At 64.2% G+C, this 15,098-nt stretch carries 17 protein-coding genes; 9 read left to right on the forward strand and 8 right to left on the reverse strand.

Features of this window, described 5'->3' with window-relative positions; all coding sequences use genetic code 11:
* Positions 1 to 151: 151 nt before the first annotated feature.
* From C2138_RS00210 to C2138_RS00220, 3 genes are all read right to left on the reverse strand, one after another.
* A complete protein-coding gene (locus C2138_RS00210) occupies positions 152 to 1,420 on the reverse strand; it encodes a uracil-xanthine permease family protein (RefSeq protein WP_108514567.1) in 1,269 nt (422 codons plus the stop codon).
* Between the two features lie 89 nt (positions 1,421 to 1,509).
* Positions 1,510 to 3,261, reverse strand: a complete 1,752-nt coding sequence (locus C2138_RS00215; protein ID WP_108514569.1) for a glycoside hydrolase family 2 protein — start codon at positions 3,259 to 3,261, stop codon at positions 1,510 to 1,512.
* Positions 3,258 to 4,550 carry an MFS transporter gene (locus C2138_RS00220; RefSeq protein WP_108514571.1) on the reverse strand — a complete coding sequence of 431 codons (1,293 nt, stop codon included), beginning with the start codon at positions 4,548 to 4,550 and terminating at the stop codon, positions 3,258 to 3,260. The genes C2138_RS00215 and C2138_RS00220 overlap by 4 nt, the downstream gene beginning before the upstream one ends.
* 86 nt (positions 4,551 to 4,636) lie before the next feature.
* Here C2138_RS00220 and C2138_RS00225 point away from each other — a divergent pair, with 86 nt between their 5' ends.
* The 6 genes from C2138_RS00225 (at position 4,637) to C2138_RS00250 (ending at position 9,663) form a co-directional block, all read left to right on the forward strand.
* The gene (locus tag C2138_RS00225; RefSeq protein ID WP_108514572.1) at positions 4,637 to 6,586 is read left to right on the forward strand and encodes a M13 family metallopeptidase; all 1,950 of its coding nucleotides are present in this window, start codon (positions 4,637 to 4,639) and stop codon (positions 6,584 to 6,586) included.
* A gap of 231 nt (positions 6,587 to 6,817) precedes the next feature.
* The gene (locus C2138_RS00230; protein WP_241961133.1) at positions 6,818 to 7,648 is read left to right on the forward strand and encodes a serine hydrolase; all 831 of its coding nucleotides are present in this window, start codon (positions 6,818 to 6,820) and stop codon (positions 7,646 to 7,648) included.
* A gap of 100 nt (positions 7,649 to 7,748) precedes the next feature.
* Positions 7,749 to 8,105, forward strand: coding sequence for a YtxH domain-containing protein (locus tag C2138_RS00235; protein WP_108514575.1), 357 nt, complete (start codon positions 7,749 to 7,751; stop codon positions 8,103 to 8,105).
* 5 nt (positions 8,106 to 8,110) lie between these two features.
* Entirely contained in the window at positions 8,111 to 8,521 is a 411-nt protein-coding gene (locus C2138_RS00240; protein WP_108514577.1) for a phage holin family protein, read from the forward strand.
* A gap of 40 nt (positions 8,522 to 8,561) precedes the next feature.
* A complete protein-coding gene (locus C2138_RS00245; RefSeq protein WP_108514579.1) occupies positions 8,562 to 8,798 on the forward strand; it encodes a DUF3618 domain-containing protein in 237 nt (78 codons plus the stop codon).
* An 82-nt stretch (positions 8,799 to 8,880) separates the two neighbouring features.
* Positions 8,881 to 9,663 carry a uroporphyrinogen-III synthase gene (locus C2138_RS00250; protein WP_108514581.1) on the forward strand — a complete coding sequence of 261 codons (783 nt, stop codon included), beginning with the start codon at positions 8,881 to 8,883 and terminating at the stop codon, positions 9,661 to 9,663.
* A gap of 19 nt (positions 9,664 to 9,682) precedes the next feature.
* Here C2138_RS00250 and C2138_RS00255 read toward each other — a convergent pair whose 3' ends face one another.
* The 3 genes from C2138_RS00255 to C2138_RS00265 are packed head-to-tail and all read right to left on the reverse strand — an operon-like array spanning position 9,683 to position 12,232.
* Complete coding sequence (locus C2138_RS00255) at positions 9,683 to 10,705, reverse strand: MDR family oxidoreductase (RefSeq protein ID WP_108514583.1); 1,023 nt, start codon at positions 10,703 to 10,705, stop codon at positions 9,683 to 9,685.
* 54 nt (positions 10,706 to 10,759) lie between these two features.
* Positions 10,760 to 11,170: an aspartate 1-decarboxylase gene (gene panD / locus C2138_RS00260; RefSeq protein ID WP_108514585.1), complete on the reverse strand. Its 411-nt coding sequence runs from the start codon at positions 11,168 to 11,170 to the stop codon at positions 10,760 to 10,762.
* Between the two features lie 36 nt (positions 11,171 to 11,206).
* On the reverse strand, positions 11,207 to 12,232 hold the full coding sequence (locus C2138_RS00265; protein ID WP_108514586.1) for a 6-phosphofructokinase: 1,026 nt from the start codon (positions 12,230 to 12,232) through the stop codon (positions 11,207 to 11,209).
* A 137-nt stretch (positions 12,233 to 12,369) separates the two neighbouring features.
* Between C2138_RS00265 and C2138_RS00270 the strand changes: the two genes are divergently transcribed.
* Both C2138_RS00270 and C2138_RS00275 read left to right on the forward strand, forming a co-directional pair.
* Positions 12,370 to 12,759, forward strand: coding sequence for a hypothetical protein (locus C2138_RS00270; protein WP_108514588.1), 390 nt, complete (start codon positions 12,370 to 12,372; stop codon positions 12,757 to 12,759).
* 93 nt (positions 12,760 to 12,852) lie between these two features.
* Entirely contained in the window at positions 12,853 to 13,182 is a 330-nt protein-coding gene (locus C2138_RS00275) for a hypothetical protein (protein WP_108514590.1), read from the forward strand.
* A gap of 69 nt (positions 13,183 to 13,251) precedes the next feature.
* Here the strand turns inward: C2138_RS00275 and trhO are convergent, their stop codons facing one another.
* A complete protein-coding gene (gene trhO / locus C2138_RS00280; protein WP_108514591.1) occupies positions 13,252 to 14,127 on the reverse strand; it encodes an oxygen-dependent tRNA uridine(34) hydroxylase TrhO in 876 nt (291 codons plus the stop codon).
* Between the two features lie 77 nt (positions 14,128 to 14,204).
* Here trhO and C2138_RS00285 point away from each other — a divergent pair, with 77 nt between their 5' ends.
* Positions 14,205 to 14,750: an acyl-CoA thioesterase gene (locus C2138_RS00285; RefSeq protein ID WP_108514593.1), complete on the forward strand. Its 546-nt coding sequence runs from the start codon at positions 14,205 to 14,207 to the stop codon at positions 14,748 to 14,750.
* Positions 14,751 to 14,753: 3 nt separating this feature from the next.
* Here the strand turns inward: C2138_RS00285 and C2138_RS00290 are convergent, their stop codons facing one another.
* Entirely contained in the window at positions 14,754 to 14,999 is a 246-nt protein-coding gene (locus tag C2138_RS00290; protein WP_159078091.1) for a hypothetical protein, read from the reverse strand.
* Positions 15,000 to 15,098: the final 99 nt, after the last annotated feature.

Consider the following 15,098-nt stretch of genomic DNA (forward strand, 5'->3'; position numbering starts at 1 on the left):
GCGGCGCGTGCCTGCGCCGCCCGCGCCCTGCCCGCGCACAGCGGGTGAGGGGTCCCATATTCGACTTCCCGAAGCGCGGGAGGGCGAATATGGGACCCCTCGACGGAGTTACCTTGAGCGGTTGCCTCGAGCGGTTGCCTCGAGGGGGTGCCTAGCGGTCGGTGCCGCGCAGGCGTCCGATGAGGGACATCAGGTGGTAAACCACGAGCGCTGCGACCGTGCCCAGGATGATGCCGCCGAACGTGATGCCGTCGCCGCCGAGGGTGAAGTCGGCGATGGCGATGATGAGGGCGATGCCGGCGGTGAACTGGTTCTTCGGCTTGCCGAAGTCGACCCTGTTCTCTACCCAGATGCGCACACCGATGATGCCGATGAGCCCGTAGAGCGCAGTCGTGACGCCGCCGAGAACTCCCGCGGGGATCGTGAAGATGATCTCGCCGATCTTGGGGGAGAGGCCGAGCAGGATGGCGGCGATGCCAGCGACCCAGTAGGCGGCGGTCGAGAAGACGCGCGTCGCCGACATGACTCCGATGTTCTCGCCGTACGTGGTGGTGGGCGAACCGCCGCCGATGCCGGCGATGACGGTAGCGAGGCCGTCGGCGAAGAGGGCGCGACCGGTGAGGGGGTCGAGGTTGCGGTCGGTGAGCTGGCCGACGCCCTTGACGTGTCCGACGTTCTCAGCGATCAGCGCGAGCACGACGGGCAGGAACATCAGGTACAGCGGCAGGTACTCGAAGCCGAAGGTGGGCGTGATGAACTCCGGCAGGCCTACCCAGGCGGCAGCCTCGACGGCGCTGAGGTCGACCTCGCCCTGCGTCATGGCAAAGAGGTAGCCGATGACGACGCCGATGACGATCGAGAGGCGGCCGAGCATCCCCTTGAAGAGAACCGTGACGAGGACGACCGAGAGCAGCGTGACGCCCGCGGTGAGAGGTGCCTGTTCAAAGTTGTTTTTGGCGGCGGGGGCGAGGTTGAAGCCGATGAGGGCGACGATCGTGCCGGCCACGACGGGCGGCATGAGCTTGTTGATCCAGCCGGTGCCCGAAAGGTGCACAACGACGCCGATGATCGCGAGCAGAGCTCCGACCACGATGATGCCGCCGAGGGCGACGCTCTTGCCATCGGATGCCACGGCGGCCGTGATCGGCGCGATGAACGCGAACGACGACCCCAGGTAGGAGGGCAGCTTGTTCTGCGTAATGATCAGGAACAGCAGTGTGCCGATGCCCGAGAACAGCAGGGTGGTGCTGGGGGAGAACCCCGTGAGCAGCGGCACGAGGAAGGTCGCACCGAACATCGCGACAACGTGCTGGGCGCCGAATCCGATCGTGCGGGGCCAGCTCAGACGCTCCTCGGGCATGACGATCTCGCTAGCGGCGACATCCTTGCCGTCGCCGTGCAGTTTCCAGGGAAGTGCCATGGTGCTCCTTGTTGAATGCTGATGTGCGGTGCTGGCCGCAAAAGGGCCTCGTCGAGATTAGCGCTGGCTGGGCCTGCGCGGCCGCTCGGTTACAACCGGAGCTGAGCCGTGAAGGCCCGGATACGCTCGGCGGGAGCCTTGACCACGCGCCGGTCGTAGCTGAGCAGGCCATTGATCTCGCCTTCGACGTCGCTGAGCTGCGTGTAGACGGTGGCGGAGAGCCCCTGGGCGATCGCAGGCACAATCTGCTCCTCGTGAAGTCTTACGAGGGCGTCGGCAAAACGAGCAGGGTCGTCGAAGCGCTTGTAACCGAACACGCTCGCGCCCCACTCGTGCCCCGGGATGCGCAGGCTGTAGCCGCCGTATTCGGTGAGCGCGAGCACTCTGCCATCCGCCCGCGGTGCCCGGAATGCTCGAAAGTACACGTGCAGACTGTGCAGGTCGCCGCCGCCTTGGTCGTGCCATCCGCTCGCGTGATCCACCGGCCTGGTGGGGTCGAGCTGTCGCAGCTCGCGGGTGGCATCGAGCGCGTCGAACTGCCCCCACCCCTCGTTGAATGGCACCCACAGGGCGAGGCTGGGCACACTGCGCAGCAGCTCGACCGTGTCGCGCAGTTCGCGACGGAATTGCTCGCGGCCACCGGCATCCGCCCGCCCGAATGCCCGATAGTGCTTGTCGTTGAGCCGCAGCGGTGCCACGGCGGGAATCGTGATGACGGCCGGGTTGTAGCTGCTGCCGCCGTTGACGGCGTCTTGCCACACGAGCATGCCGATGCGGTCGCAGTGGTGATACCAGCGCATCGGCTCGATCTTGATGTGCTTGCGCAGCATCGTGAAGCCGAGGTCCTTCATGGTCTGGATGTCGTAGATCATCGCCTCGTCGGAGGGCGGCGTGTAGAGCCCGTCTGGCCAGTAGCCCTGGTCGAGCACTCCCGCGTGAAAGAAGGGCTTGCCGTTGAGCAGTAGGCGCTGAACCCCGGATGCATCGGGGCCGACGCCAAACGATCGCATACCGAAATAGCTGGTGACGGTGTCGTCGCCGAGCGTCACCGTGACGTCGTAAAGAAACGGATGCTCGGGGCTCCACGCCCGAACGTCGGGGAGAGGGATGCGCGCGGCAGTGCCGGGGGAGACTTGGGCGACGGCGACGACGGTGCCGTCGGCGGAGACGGTGACGCTAGCCGAGCCTGTGACGCTGGCCGAGCCTGGTGCGGAGGTCTCGACGAGCATGTCGACTGCTGAATCGGCCAGCTGTGGCGTGATCACGAGCCGCTCAACATAAACCGGCGGCACCGATTCGATCCACACGGTCTGCCAGATGCCGGACTGTGCGGTGTACCAAATTCCGCCGCGTGTGAGCTTTTGCTTGCCGCGCGAGTGCGATGCGGTGTCGCTGTCGTCGTGGACGGCCACCGTGAGCGCGGCCGTTCCCGACGTGAGCGACTCTGTCACGTCGACGGAGAACGGGAGGTAGCCACCCTGGTGCGAGCCGACCTCTACGCCGTTGAGATAGACGCGACAGCGTTCATCCACGGCCCCAAAATGCAGAAGAACTCGTCCCTGCATGAAACCCTCTGGGAGCGTTACCGAGCGGCGATACCAGAGCGTTTCGCCCGGCATCAGTTGACGTTCGACTCCCGAGAGCGGGGCCTCGGGGGAGAACGGCACGACGATCTCGCCATCCCACGCTGCGGGCTCCGTGAACGCCTGCCCGGGCACGATCGCATAATCCCATACGCCGTTGAGGTTGAGGTAGCTCTCCCGCACGAGCTGCGGGCGGGGGTACTCGGGCAGAACGGAGGAGCGATCGAGCGCCTCACCCCACGGGGTGAGCAGGGTCACGACTTCGCCAGCTTTCGCACCGGGATCAGGGCGAGAAGCACGACGATGGCCGCGGCAACGAAGATCCACGGGGTGGGAACCTGCTTCTCGACGCCGAGGTCGAGGTACGTCTCGTTGGCGCCGATGATCACGCTTGAGCCGATGAACGGGCCGATAATCATGGGGATGAGCACGGCAGCGATCATCCGCAGCCCTTGAACGTTGCCGACCCGGTCGGCGGGCGTGTAGTCCCGAATGGTCGCGGAGGTCGAGGCGAGAGTGAGCATGAGACCAGTGATCATGACGATGCCCGCGAGGATCACGGGCACCATGCCGCGCACGAAGAACATGGCGGCAAGCCCTGCAGCGAAGATCAGGATCGCGGGCGTCATGAACTGCACCTTGCCCACCCTGTCGATCACGCGGCCGCCGATCACGCTGAGGATTGCCGCCGACAGGAGCACGCTTCCGAGCACGATCGCATAGCCGTCGATGCGCAAATACCGCTGGATGTAGATGATCAGGTATGGCATGAAGACCTGGGCGCCGATGCTCACGACGGCAAGCACCGCGAGGGTCACGTAGAGCTGAGGGGTCGCGCGCATCACGCTGGGGCGCAGCCCGTGGATTACGGCCTTCAGGTAGCCGTCGGTCTGCGCCTGCATCGTGGGGGAGTCCTTGACCAGAAACCAGGCGAGCACGCCGACCGAAGTCGTGAGCAGGCCGATGATGATGAAGAACTCGCGCCACTGCCCAGCCTGCGTGAGCCCGTCGAAGCCGCCGAAGACAATGAGCATGGCCAGAAGAGGCATTACGGAGAGCACGCCCTCGACGCGTCCCCGATTGCTCGGAACGGTCGATTCGGTAACCCACGCATTGAAGGCTGCGTCGTTGGCGCCTGAGCCGAACAGGCTCATGATGCAGTCCAGCAGGATTACTGCGACGACGGTGATGACCACGGCGTTGCCGGCTGCGGCGATCGTGGCAATGCCGTCGACGCTGACAAAGCCGAAGGCCGCCGTTGAGAGCCCCCAAAGAACGTAGCCGCCCGCGATGAAGATGCGTCGCTTGCGCAGCCGGTCGGATGCCGCTCCGACGAGGAACGTCGCCAGCGTTGCCGTGATTGCGCTCGCCGCAACCATCACCGCAATTGCCGTGGGGTCATCCGTAATCGTGTCGTAGACGAACAGGTTGAGGTACATGTTCTCGACAGCCCACGCGAGCTGGCCGACGAGGCCCAAAATCACGAGGGATGTCCAGGTGCGGCCACCTAGACGAGTGGGCGCTGAAGTAGCGGCGGTGGTGGCCATGAACGTCCTTGTTCTCGGGCTCGGGTAAGTCAGCCGATCATACTGTTAGCCGGGTGCATCCATGCAGCATTTACTAGGGTGAAGACATGACGAATTCCGGCATCGACCTCGACGAACTTGACCCCACCATCCGACCTCAGGATGACCTGTTCAGGCACGTCAACGGGCGCTGGATCAAGAGAACCCAGATTCCCTCGGATAAGGCCCGCTATGGCTCGTTCTATGTTCTTGCCGAGGAGGCCGAGAAGGCCGTCCGCGACATTATCGAGGAGTCGGTGGATGCCGAGCCCGGCACCGAGCAGCGCAAGTTCGGAGACTTGTTCACGAGTTTTCTCGACACCGAACGCATCGAGAAGCTGGGTGCCGAGCCACTGAAGCCCGCGCTCGCCCAGGTTGATGCCGTCGACTCTGTGCCCAACTTTGTGACGACACTTGGCCGCCTTGAGCGGCAGGGTGTTGGCGGGTTCCTGCAGCTGTTTGTGGACAATGACCCCGGCAACCCCGAGCGTTACCTCGTATTCGCGGAGCAGGGTGGCCTCGGGCTGCCCGACGAGTCGTACTACCGCGACGAGAAGTTCGCATCGGTGCGCGAGGCCTACGAGCCCTTCGTTCAGCGGATGCTCTCCCTCGCCGGCGTGCAGGATGCCGCGGCAGCCGCATCCAGAATCGTCGCCCTCGAGACCGACATCGCCGGTCTGCACTGGGACAACGTGCGCACCCGCGACAGCCAGGCAACCTACAATTTGCGGGCCTGGGCCGATGTTCCCGCGACGGGCGGGCTCGACTTGAACGCCTGGCGCGACGCAATGCAGCCGCCCGCCTCAAGCTTTGACGAGATCGTCGTGCGCGAGCCGAGCTTCATGGAGGGTCTCGGCGAGTTGCTCACAGACGACCGGCTCGACGCGTGGAAGGACTGGCTGCGCTGGCAGGTCATCCGTGCCTCGGCCCCCTACCTGAGCGACGACTTCGTGCAGACCAACTTTGACTTCTATGGCCGCACTCTCACCGGCACCCCAGAGCTGCGGGCCCGATGGAAGCGCGGCGTCTCGTTCGTTGAGGGAGCGATGGGTGAGGCCGTTGGCCGCATCTATGTGGAGCGGCACTTTCCACCCACAGCAAAGGCCGCCATGGATGTGCTGGTCGACAACCTCATCGAGGCCTACCGCCAGAGCATCGCGCAGCTGCCGTGGATGACGGATGCGACCCGTGTGCGCGCGCTCGAGAAGCTGGAGAAGTTCACGCCCAAGATCGGATTCCCGGTTAAGTGGCGCGACTACTCGGCGCTCGAGGTTGACCCCACTGACCTGATCGGCAATGTTCGCGCCGCCGCCGAGGTGGAGTTCCAGCGCGAGCTGGGCAAGATCGGCCGCCCCATCGACCGCGACGAGTGGTTCATGACGCCGCAAACAATCAACGCTTATTACAACCCCGGTTTTAACGAGATCGTCTTCCCCGCCGCGATTTTGCAGTACCCGTTCTTTGACGAGGAGCGGGATGCTGCGGCCAACTACGGCGCGATCGGCGCCGTGATCGGCCACGAGATCGGCCACGGCTTCGACGATCAGGGGTCGCGTTACGACGGCAATGGCCTGCTCACCGACTGGTGGACCGACGAGGACCGCGCCGCCTTCGAGCGCTTGACGTCGTCGCTCATCGCCCAGTACGACGCTCTTGCGCCCCGCCAGACACCAGACCACCACGTCAACGGCGCGCTCACGATCGGCGAGAACATCGGCGACCTGGGCGGCCTCGGCATCGCCTGGAAGGCCTACCTGATCTCGCTCGGCGGAGAGGAGCCGCCCGTCGTTGAAGGGCTCTCTGGAGCCGAGCGATTCTTCTTGTCGTGGGCTCAGGCCTGGCAGCTCAAGGCGCGCGACGAAGAGGTCATCCGCCTGCTGGCGATAGACCCGCACTCGCCCAATGAGTTCCGCTGCAACCAGATCGTTCGCAATATCGATGCCTTCTACGACACCTTCGGCGTCACGGAGAGCGACGAGCTGTGGCTCGACCCGCAGGAGCGCGTCACGATCTGGTAGCGGGTTGTCCGATGGAGGTCCATGGCCTTGGCCTCGTCGCCCAAATATGAGACGTTGGATCAATCCCCCCGACGCCGAGTTGTGACTCGATGACATGAGCGCGCCGCCACCCCGAGGCACGATAGGTGACCATCTGGCGACGCGCGCGAAGTAGGAGAAGTGGTTTCAGCCTCGCAACACCGACGCAGCCGCCAGCGAGACACTCGCGCTGGCCGGCATCGCGAATCCGACGTGTCGGAGAGCTTTGCGACGAGTTTCGCCGCCCTCGGTGAGCTTGCGTATGAGGGTGCGAGGGTTTCGGCAACAGTGCTCGACCTTGTGACAGGCCTGCCGCTCCTGGCGATCGATGATCGGGTTGCCCTGCCCACGGCCAGTGTTGGCAAGGTCTTGTTGCTCGTGGAGACTGCTGCTCGCATCACGACGCGGGATCCCTCGATCCCTACGATCCTCGATAAGACGCCCGCGGATGCGATCGCCGATTCGGGGCTGTGGCACCGCATGCAGGTACCGACGCTGCCGCTCGGCGACATGGGGCTTCTCATTGGCGCCGCGAGCGACAACGTTGCGACGAACGTGCTGCTGCGGCACATCGGCATCGAGGCGGTGCGCATGCGGGCGGAATCGCTCGGGCTCACCCGCACGGCACTGCTCGACCGGGTTCGCACGACACGGGGGCCGGATGATGCTCCGCAGCTTTCTGTGGGATCCACCGCTGAACTCGCGTGGTTGTTCTACGCTCTGGCCCGCGGGCAGGTCGTCGATTCGGTCACGAGCCAGCGGGTTCTCGACTGGTTGTCGCTCAATGCCGACCTCTCGATGGTGGCAAGTGCCTTCGGGCTGGACCCGCTCGCGCACAGGGCATCCAGTCACGGTCTTCAGTTGATCAACAAGACGGGAACCGACGAGGGCGTGCGGTCGGATGTTGGGCTGCTGCAGGGTCGACGAGCCGGGGTCTCCTACGCGGTGACGGTTGAATTTACGGACTCGTCGCTGCATGACCGGCTGCGGGTGCTCGATGCGATGCGCGTGGTGGGCCGAGACATTCTTGAATACGTATACTGACGGCGTCAACCCCCGTTTCTGGGAGTTTGCCAAAGGACTCCTGATCGTTCCGGGACTACGCTGAGACGACTGAACACCCTCTAACAGGAACGGAGTCACCGTGCGCGGAAAAATTCTGCTGCTTACAGGACTGGCCGCCGGATACGTTCTCGGTGCGAAAGCTGGCCGTGAACGCTACGAGCAGATCAAGCGGACCGCCGAGAAGGTTTGGAACGATCCTCGCGTAAAGACCCAGGTAGATCGTGTCGAAGATTTCGCTCGCGATAAGGCACCCGAGGTCGCGGAGTTCATCTCGGACAACGCTAAGAAGGTTGTCTCTCAGGTCTCGAAGGTCACGCCGGGCGGCAAGTCGTCGTCCTCGGGATCTGGCAGCAAGTCCACGACCAAGAGTTCGTCGACGCCCGCCGCGGCCCAGTCGACGCCCAAGACATCGTCTACTGGCGCTTCGCAGAAGTAGGAACCATGACGGACCCCACCTCGACTCCTCGTCCTCCCAAACGGTCGCTGTTTGAGCTGATCGCGGATGTTCCGCGCCTCGTCTCCGAGCTGGTTACCGCAGAGATCGAGCAGCTCAAGGCGGAGATGTTCGCCAAGTTCAAGGCCCTGGGCCTCGGAGCAGGCCTCATCGCCGGCGCTATTGTCGTCGTGCTGTTCATGGTGGGCGTGCTTCTGACCTCGGCCGTTTTGGCCCTGTCGCTGGTGATGCCCGGCTGGGCGGCGGCTCTTGTCGTCGCCGGCGTTCTGCTGATCATCGCTGCGATTCTGGCGCTCATCGGCTATCGAGTGATGAAGAAGGGCACCCCACCGGTTCCCGAGAAGACCATCGAGAGCGTTAAGAGCGACCTGGATGTTATCCGCGGGGTCAACCGTTAGCAGTTCGACCGACCTCAGCTACGAGCAACAAAGGAGAATCATGACGGACTCCCACACGATCAACCCAGCGGCTACTGCCGCTGCCGCCCGCGACAATCTGGGCGAAACCCTCGACGCGCTCGAGGACAAGCTCAACGTCAAAAAGCGAGCATCTGAGCTCGCGGAAAACGCGAAGCGCTCCTACGACGAGAATCCGGTTCCCTGGATTGTCGGCGCCACTGCAGCGCTCCTCGCGGTTGGCGGTCTCGTTGCCTGGGCAATCTTCAGCGACGACTAATCACGTATCAGGCCCCGGCGCGGTAACTCCGCGCCGGGGCCTTCGGTTTGGACACGGGAGCGCGGAGGGGCAGGATGGGGATATGACCCCCCTTCGCCCGGCAAAGCCGTTGACCGGTTGGCGCGTGCTCGTGCCCCGCGGCGGCGCCTACGGTGAGAACGTCGCCGCAACGCTTCGCAGCTTCGGGGCGACCGCGGTTGTCGCACCGATGATCAACTTCTCCATGCCAGAAGACACCGCCCCGCTCGACACCGCGCTCGAACGCCTTGAGGCGGGTTTCTATGACTGGCTTGTCGTGAGCAGCGCGACGTCGGTCGACGTGCTCAACCAGCGAGGAGTGCAGGTGCCGGCGCGCACCAGCATCGCGTGCGTGGGAGAAACGGCCCGCGCCGCTCTCACCCTCGCTGGCTACGAGGTGGACTTTGTGCCGAGCCTCGACAACTCCCCGCGCGGTCTTCTGCGTGAGTGGCCAGAGGATGCCCGCGGCGGAACCGCCCTGGTTCCCCTGGCGGGAGATATTGGCTCGCACGGGCTAGAGGGCCTCAGCGATGTGGGCCTCGATGTCGACTTTGTCGTTTCGCACCGCGTCATTGGCATTCCCGTCGCCGACCGGGTTAAGGCCGATGTCGCCTCAGGTCGCATCAGCGCCATCCTGATCAGCTCGGGAATTGTGGCCCGCGAGGTTACCGAGCAGCTCGGCGTTCTGCCCGAGACCACGGTTGTGGCCTGCATCGGGCCGCGCACCGCATTCGATGCCAGGGCGGCGGGCCTCACGGTCGATGTGATCTCAGACGATCGCACGGCGGAAACCCTGGTCGAGGCCCTGGCCGAGTATGCGCGCGAGCGCCCGGCCGAGGCACAGTAAGACCCACCGCCCGCACTGACTAGGCTCGAACGTCGACCACCGTGCGGCCGCGAACTCCTCCTTCGAGGATGAGGGCGGCCTGGTCGATAGCCGCCTCCAGCGGAACCGTCGTGGTGAGCGAGTCGAGTGCGTCGAGGTCAAGGTCCCGCGCCAACCGCGCCCACGCCGTTTCGCGCAGCGGCAGGGGAGCCAGCACGGAATTGATGCCGAGGAGCTTGACGCCCCGCAGGATGAACGGCATCACGGTTGTGGGCAGGTCGGCGCTCTGAGCGAGTCCGCACGATGCGACAGCGCCGTCGTAGTTGGTCTGCGCGAGCACATTGGCGAGGGTCGCGCCGCCGACCGCATCGATGGCCGCCGCCCAGCGCTGCTTTTGCAAAGGGCGACCAACGGCAGAAAGCTCCGACCGGTCGATGACGTCTGAGGCGCCGAGAGAACGAAGGTAGCCCGCCTGCTCCGGTCGGCCGGTCGACGCAGTGACGCTGTGGCCGAGCCGCGAAAGCAGGAGGGTTGCGATAGATCCCACACCACCCGCTGCGCCGGTAACCAATACTGGGCCCTCTGCCTCGAGAGCGCCCGACCTCTCGAGGGCAAGCACTGCCAGCATGGCGGTGAACCCGGCGGTGCCGATAGCGGCGGCGCGGGCTGCGCTAATGGTGCTGGGCAGGGGGACGAGCCACTCCGACTTGACGCGCGCGCGTTCCGCTAGCCCGCCGTGAAAGCTCTCGCCGACGCCCCAGCCGGTGACAATGACGGGGTCGCCGACCGCGAATCTGGGCGCAGCATCCGCAGCATCCGGGGCGCTGGTGTCAATGGAGGCGATGGTGCCGACCAGGTCGATTCCCGGGATGAGGGGGTAATTGCGAATCACCCCTGGCCTGCCCATGATCGCCAAGCCGTCCTTGTAGTTGATGCCCGAATACTCGATGTCGACAATCACATCGCCGGGCGCTCGCTCATCGTCGTGCAGCACGGAGTCGTCGAGCTCCGTGAGCTCGGTGGTGATGGCATCGTCGGTCTGAGAAGTCCACAGGGCACGCATGGGATTCACCCTAACCGGGTGTGGCGTGCCGCGACCAGGGGTCGCCGCACGTGGCTAGAGAGCGAGAGGAGGGCGCTCGCCGGATGTGCCTGTGGCGTCGGCCGGGTCGGTGCCGAGGTGCACAATGCGGTTGTCGGCATCCACGTGCACGATCGACGGCTCGAACTCGCGCGCCTCGTCGGGGGTCATCTGCGCATAGGCGATGAGGATGACGATGTCTCCGGGGTGCACGAGGTGCGCTGCAGCCCCATTGATCGAGATCACGCCGCTGCCGGGTTCGCCCGCAATTGTGTAGGTCTCGAGCCGAGCGCCGTTGGTCACGTCGACGATGGAGACCTGCTCGCCGGGCAGAATTCCGGATGCCTCAAGCAGCAGGCTGTCGACCGTTACAGATCCGACGTAGTGGAGGTTGGCCTGGGTGACGGTCGCGCGGTGGACCTTGGCCTTGAGCATCGTGAGCAGCATTTCGCTCTCAAGGCTAGCGGCACCCCGCTGAAAGGACTACCCGAACAGCACCCGGGCCTCGTCGTAGCGGTGCTGCGGCACCGTCTTGAGCTGGCCGAGGGCATCCTCGAACGGAACGGTGATGATGTCGGTTCCCCGAAGGGCCACCATCTTTCCCCACTGCTTGGTGCGTGCGAGCTCGAGCACCGACATGCCCAGGCGGGTGGCGAGTACACGGTCGTAGGAGGTGGGGGTGCCGCCGCGCTGAATGTGGCCGAGGGTCGTTGCCCTGGTCTCGATTCCTGTGCGCTCCTCGATCATGGGGGCGAGCATCTCGCCGATGCCGCCGAGTCGGGGTCGGCCGAAGGCATCGAGCCCGCGCTCGTGGTGGGTGTCGTCCATCGTGTCGAGCAAGAATCCCTCAGAAACGACAACGAGCGGCGCGCGACCTCTGTCGCTGGCGCTGGTCACCCATTCGATGATCTGATCCATCGACGTCTTCTGCTCGGGGATGAGGATGGCGTGCGCCCCGGCTGCCATGCCCGAGTGCAGGGCGATCCAGCCCACATGCCGGCCCATTACCTCGGCGATCATGCAGCGGCCATGGGCGTCGCCGGTGGTGCGCAGTCTGTCCATGGCATCCGTTGCGATCTGCACTGCGGTGTCGAAGCCGAATGTGTAGTCGGTTGCGGAGATGTCGTTGTCGATGGTCTTGGGAACGCCGACGATGGGCAGACCGGCATCGCTGAGGCGGCGGGCGGCGGCGAGGGTGCCTTCTCCGCCGATGGCAATGATCGATTCGATGTCGTTGCGCTCAAGCACCTCGCGAATGCGGTCAGGGCCGCCGTTGCCCTCGAAGGGGTTCGTGCGGGAGGTGCCCAGGATGGTTCCGCCCTGCTTGGAGATTCCCCTGACCTCGTGGCGGCCAAGCGGCAGCAGCTCTTCTTCTATGACGCCGCGCCATCCGCTTCGGAATCCCACGAACTCCTGGTTGTACATCTTGTCGCCCTTGAGGACGGCACCGCGGATGACGGCGTTGAGTCCGGGGGCGTCGCCGCCGCTGGTGAGGATTCCTATGCGCATAAACCCATCTTGGTAGAAGAGGGTCGTCGGCGCGAGGGGTGGTCCCCCCAAAAGTAGGGTGGCGGCATGAGTATCGCTCGCGATACAGTCTGCGCAGCGTGTAAGTCCACGAGCGTCGTCGCACTGATGGGGGAGCAATGAGCGCAGGGGAGTCGGTAGTCAACGACGAACTCGAACCGACCGAGCCTTTTGCGTCGGGCGCGGTGCCGGTTGTCGACGTAACGGCGCACGACGATTACGACGAGAAGGATCCCGGCAAAGTTCTGGGCATCGTGGGCATTGTGCTGAGCCTCGCGCTTGGCCTCATCGGTGTTGCGCTCGGCATCGTGTCGTACAAAAAGTCCCGCGCGGTTGGCTTTGCTGGCACGCTGGGAACGGTTTCGATCATCGTGGGCGTGATTACGACGGTGTTGCTGGTGCTTCAGTTGGTGCTGCTCTCGACGAACAACGGAATTGGCGGCGCCTGCGACGGCCGTAAGGCTGGCGTCTACACCCTGGATAACGGCACCCGTATCAGCTGCCAGTAGAGTCATCACCGCTTGATATACCGCAGCGCTGGACAGAACCACCGCGCTACCACTGTCGCGCGCATTCATCAATATTCACCAACGAGGAATCACATGACCGAAACCACCGCTGTTAACTCACCTGTCGCCCCCGCCGTTAACCCCGGCAAGACCCTTGGAATTGTCGGCCTCGTGCTCTCGATCCTCCAGTTCAACGTCGTCTCGCTCGTCATCAGCATCATTGCCCTGGTGAAGTCGAAGAAGGCCGGGATGGGCAACGGATTCGCCATCGGCGGCATCATCATCTCCATCCTTTCGATCATCGGCGGAATCATCCTGATCGTTGTCGTCGTCGGTGCAGCAGCAGCACTGAGCGCGCAGTGTGCCGAGGTCGGTCCCGGTATCTGGGAGCTCGACAACGGACTCACCGTCACCTGCCCGTAAGCAGGCTCGCAAAGACCACAGCAGCGAAACGCCCCGAGGCAACTCGGGGCGTTTCGTCATTAATCCTGGCTAAACAGAGACGAGCGGATGCTCGGCGCACGCCGCGCTCTCGACGTGCTCGTCGCACACCACCATCTGCACCCGGCACGACAGGTCGTGACAGTTGGTCATGCGGTCCGAGGCTGCACCGCACAGAAAGCACTCACCGATCGTGACCGCGTTGTCGGAGAACTGCACGGCCATCCGCTGGTCGAAAACATAGAGGGAACCGTCCCACAGGCCAGAGTCGCCAAACTTCTCGCCGTAGCGAACGATGCCGCCATCGAGTTGGTAGACCTCATTGAATCCGCGGTTGCGCATGAGGCTCGTGAGGACCTCGCACCGGATGCCGCCGGTGCAGTAGGTGACGATCGGTTCATCCTTGAGGTGGTCGTATTTGCCGCTCTCGATCTCGGCGACAAAATCGCGCGTCGTCTCGACCTCGGGCACGATCGCCCCGCGGAACCGCCCGATCTCGGCCTCGAACGCGTTGCGTCCGTCGAAGAAGGTGACCTGCTTCTCTTCTACGAGTTCGTGCAACTGCTCGGGGGAGAGCCGCTGGCCGCCGCCGACGACGCCGTCGGCATTCACCTCGAGTTCGCCGGGGGCGCCAAAGCTCACGAGTTCGTCGCGAACACGCACGCTCAGGCGGGGAAAGTCGTCTCCCTGGCCGTCGCTCCACTTGACGTCCATACTTTTGAACGGCGCGTACTCTCGCGTCTTGCGCAGATAGCGCTTGACCGCAGCGATGTCACCACCGACGGTTCCGTTGATGCCGTGCTCCGAAATGAGGATGCGACCCTTCAGGCCGAGACCCTCACACAGGTCGCGCTGCCACAGGCGAATCGCTTCGGGGTCGGCAAGCGGAGTGAAACAGTAATAGAGCAGGATTTTCGGCACGGACACTGCATGATTCTAGGCGGCGATTGTTGCAACTCCACAGTCGGCTGGGCGGGCGCTAAGCCCCCGGCTAGCCTGACCACGTGAACCTGATCTGGCGTACCCTGCTGCACTTCTTTCTCTCCCGTCGACGTTCGACCCTGGGGCCTTTCGATGTGTCATCGACCGCGTTTCGGGTGCTGCCGACCGACCTCGATACCAACCGCCATATGAACAATGGGCGCTATCTTTCGATCTCCGACCTGGGGCGGCTCGACCTGCTCCGTCGCACAGGGGTCTATGCCACTCTGATGCGCAATGAGTGGTATCCCGTCGTGCAGAGCTCATCGATGACGCACAGAAAGTCGCTCATGCCGTGGCAGAAATTCGAAGTGGAATCTAAGGTTTCTGGTTTCGACGACAGGGCCGTCTACATGGAGCAACGCTTCGTAGTGAAGGGCGAGATCTACGCATCGATCGTGCTCAAGGCCCGCTTTCTCAAGCGAACGGGCGGCACGGTTCCTATGAATGAACTCGTCGCTGCGCTTGGCTTTGATGCCCCGCACACGGAGCCGGCGGGGTGGGTGCAACGGTGGGCTCAGGATGCCGCGCTGCCGTCGACGCGGCAGCCAGCGCCGAGCGAGTGGTAGCCGCTATACGTCGGGATCGCTGAGGTCATAAGGCTGCGTCGGGTCGCCATCGATCTCGACATCTTCTACGAACTCGGCATCTTCTGCCGTCGCGACATCTTCCACGTACTCTGCATCGCTCACATCCGCATCGGAGACGTTGCTAGTCTCCGCCGCGAATAACTGGTCGGCAGCCTCGTTCGACGCCGCTGCGGCGGCTGGATCCCACGCCGCAGCACCGCCCTGGTTTGCATAGGGGTCGAAGGTCATGCCCTGAGTCAACCAGCATGTGCTGCACACGTAAAGGCGATTCGGTGCCTGCACAGCCGCTCCACAGCGGGCGTCCTGCGCCGATTCTCGGGCCGCGCA

The sequence above is a fragment of the Salinibacterium hongtaonis genome (assembly GCF_003065485.1).
Lineage (GTDB): Bacteria > Actinomycetota > Actinomycetes > Actinomycetales > Microbacteriaceae > Homoserinimonas > Homoserinimonas hongtaonis.

What these genes read in the sequence shown, in the direction of transcription:
- C2138_RS00210 (WP_108514567.1), bottom strand. Translation starts at nt 1,420, where the DNA reads ATGGCACTTCCCTGGAAACTGCACGGCGACGGCAAGGATGTCGCCGCT.
- C2138_RS00220 (WP_108514571.1), bottom strand. Translation starts at nt 4,550, where the DNA reads ATGGCCACCACCGCCGCTACTTCAGCGCCCACTCGTCTAGGTGGCCGC.
- C2138_RS00225 (WP_108514572.1), top strand. Translation starts at nt 4,637, where the DNA reads ATGACGAATTCCGGCATCGACCTCGACGAACTTGACCCCACCATCCGA.
- C2138_RS00240 (WP_108514577.1), top strand. Translation starts at nt 8,111, where the DNA reads ATGACGGACCCCACCTCGACTCCTCGTCCTCCCAAACGGTCGCTGTTT.
- C2138_RS00245 (WP_108514579.1), top strand. Translation starts at nt 8,562, where the DNA reads ATGACGGACTCCCACACGATCAACCCAGCGGCTACTGCCGCTGCCGCC.
- C2138_RS00250 (WP_108514581.1), top strand. Translation starts at nt 8,881, where the DNA reads ATGACCCCCCTTCGCCCGGCAAAGCCGTTGACCGGTTGGCGCGTGCTC.
- C2138_RS00255 (WP_108514583.1), bottom strand. Translation starts at nt 10,705, where the DNA reads ATGCGTGCCCTGTGGACTTCTCAGACCGACGATGCCATCACCACCGAG.
- panD (WP_108514585.1), bottom strand. Translation starts at nt 11,170, where the DNA reads ATGCTGCTCACGATGCTCAAGGCCAAGGTCCACCGCGCGACCGTCACC.
- C2138_RS00265 (WP_108514586.1), bottom strand. Translation starts at nt 12,232, where the DNA reads ATGCGCATAGGAATCCTCACCAGCGGCGGCGACGCCCCCGGACTCAAC.
- C2138_RS00270 (WP_108514588.1), top strand. Translation starts at nt 12,370, where the DNA reads ATGAGCGCAGGGGAGTCGGTAGTCAACGACGAACTCGAACCGACCGAG.
- C2138_RS00275 (WP_108514590.1), top strand. Translation starts at nt 12,853, where the DNA reads ATGACCGAAACCACCGCTGTTAACTCACCTGTCGCCCCCGCCGTTAAC.
- C2138_RS00290 (WP_159078091.1), bottom strand. Translation starts at nt 14,999, where the DNA reads ATGACCTTCGACCCCTATGCAAACCAGGGCGGTGCTGCGGCGTGGGAT.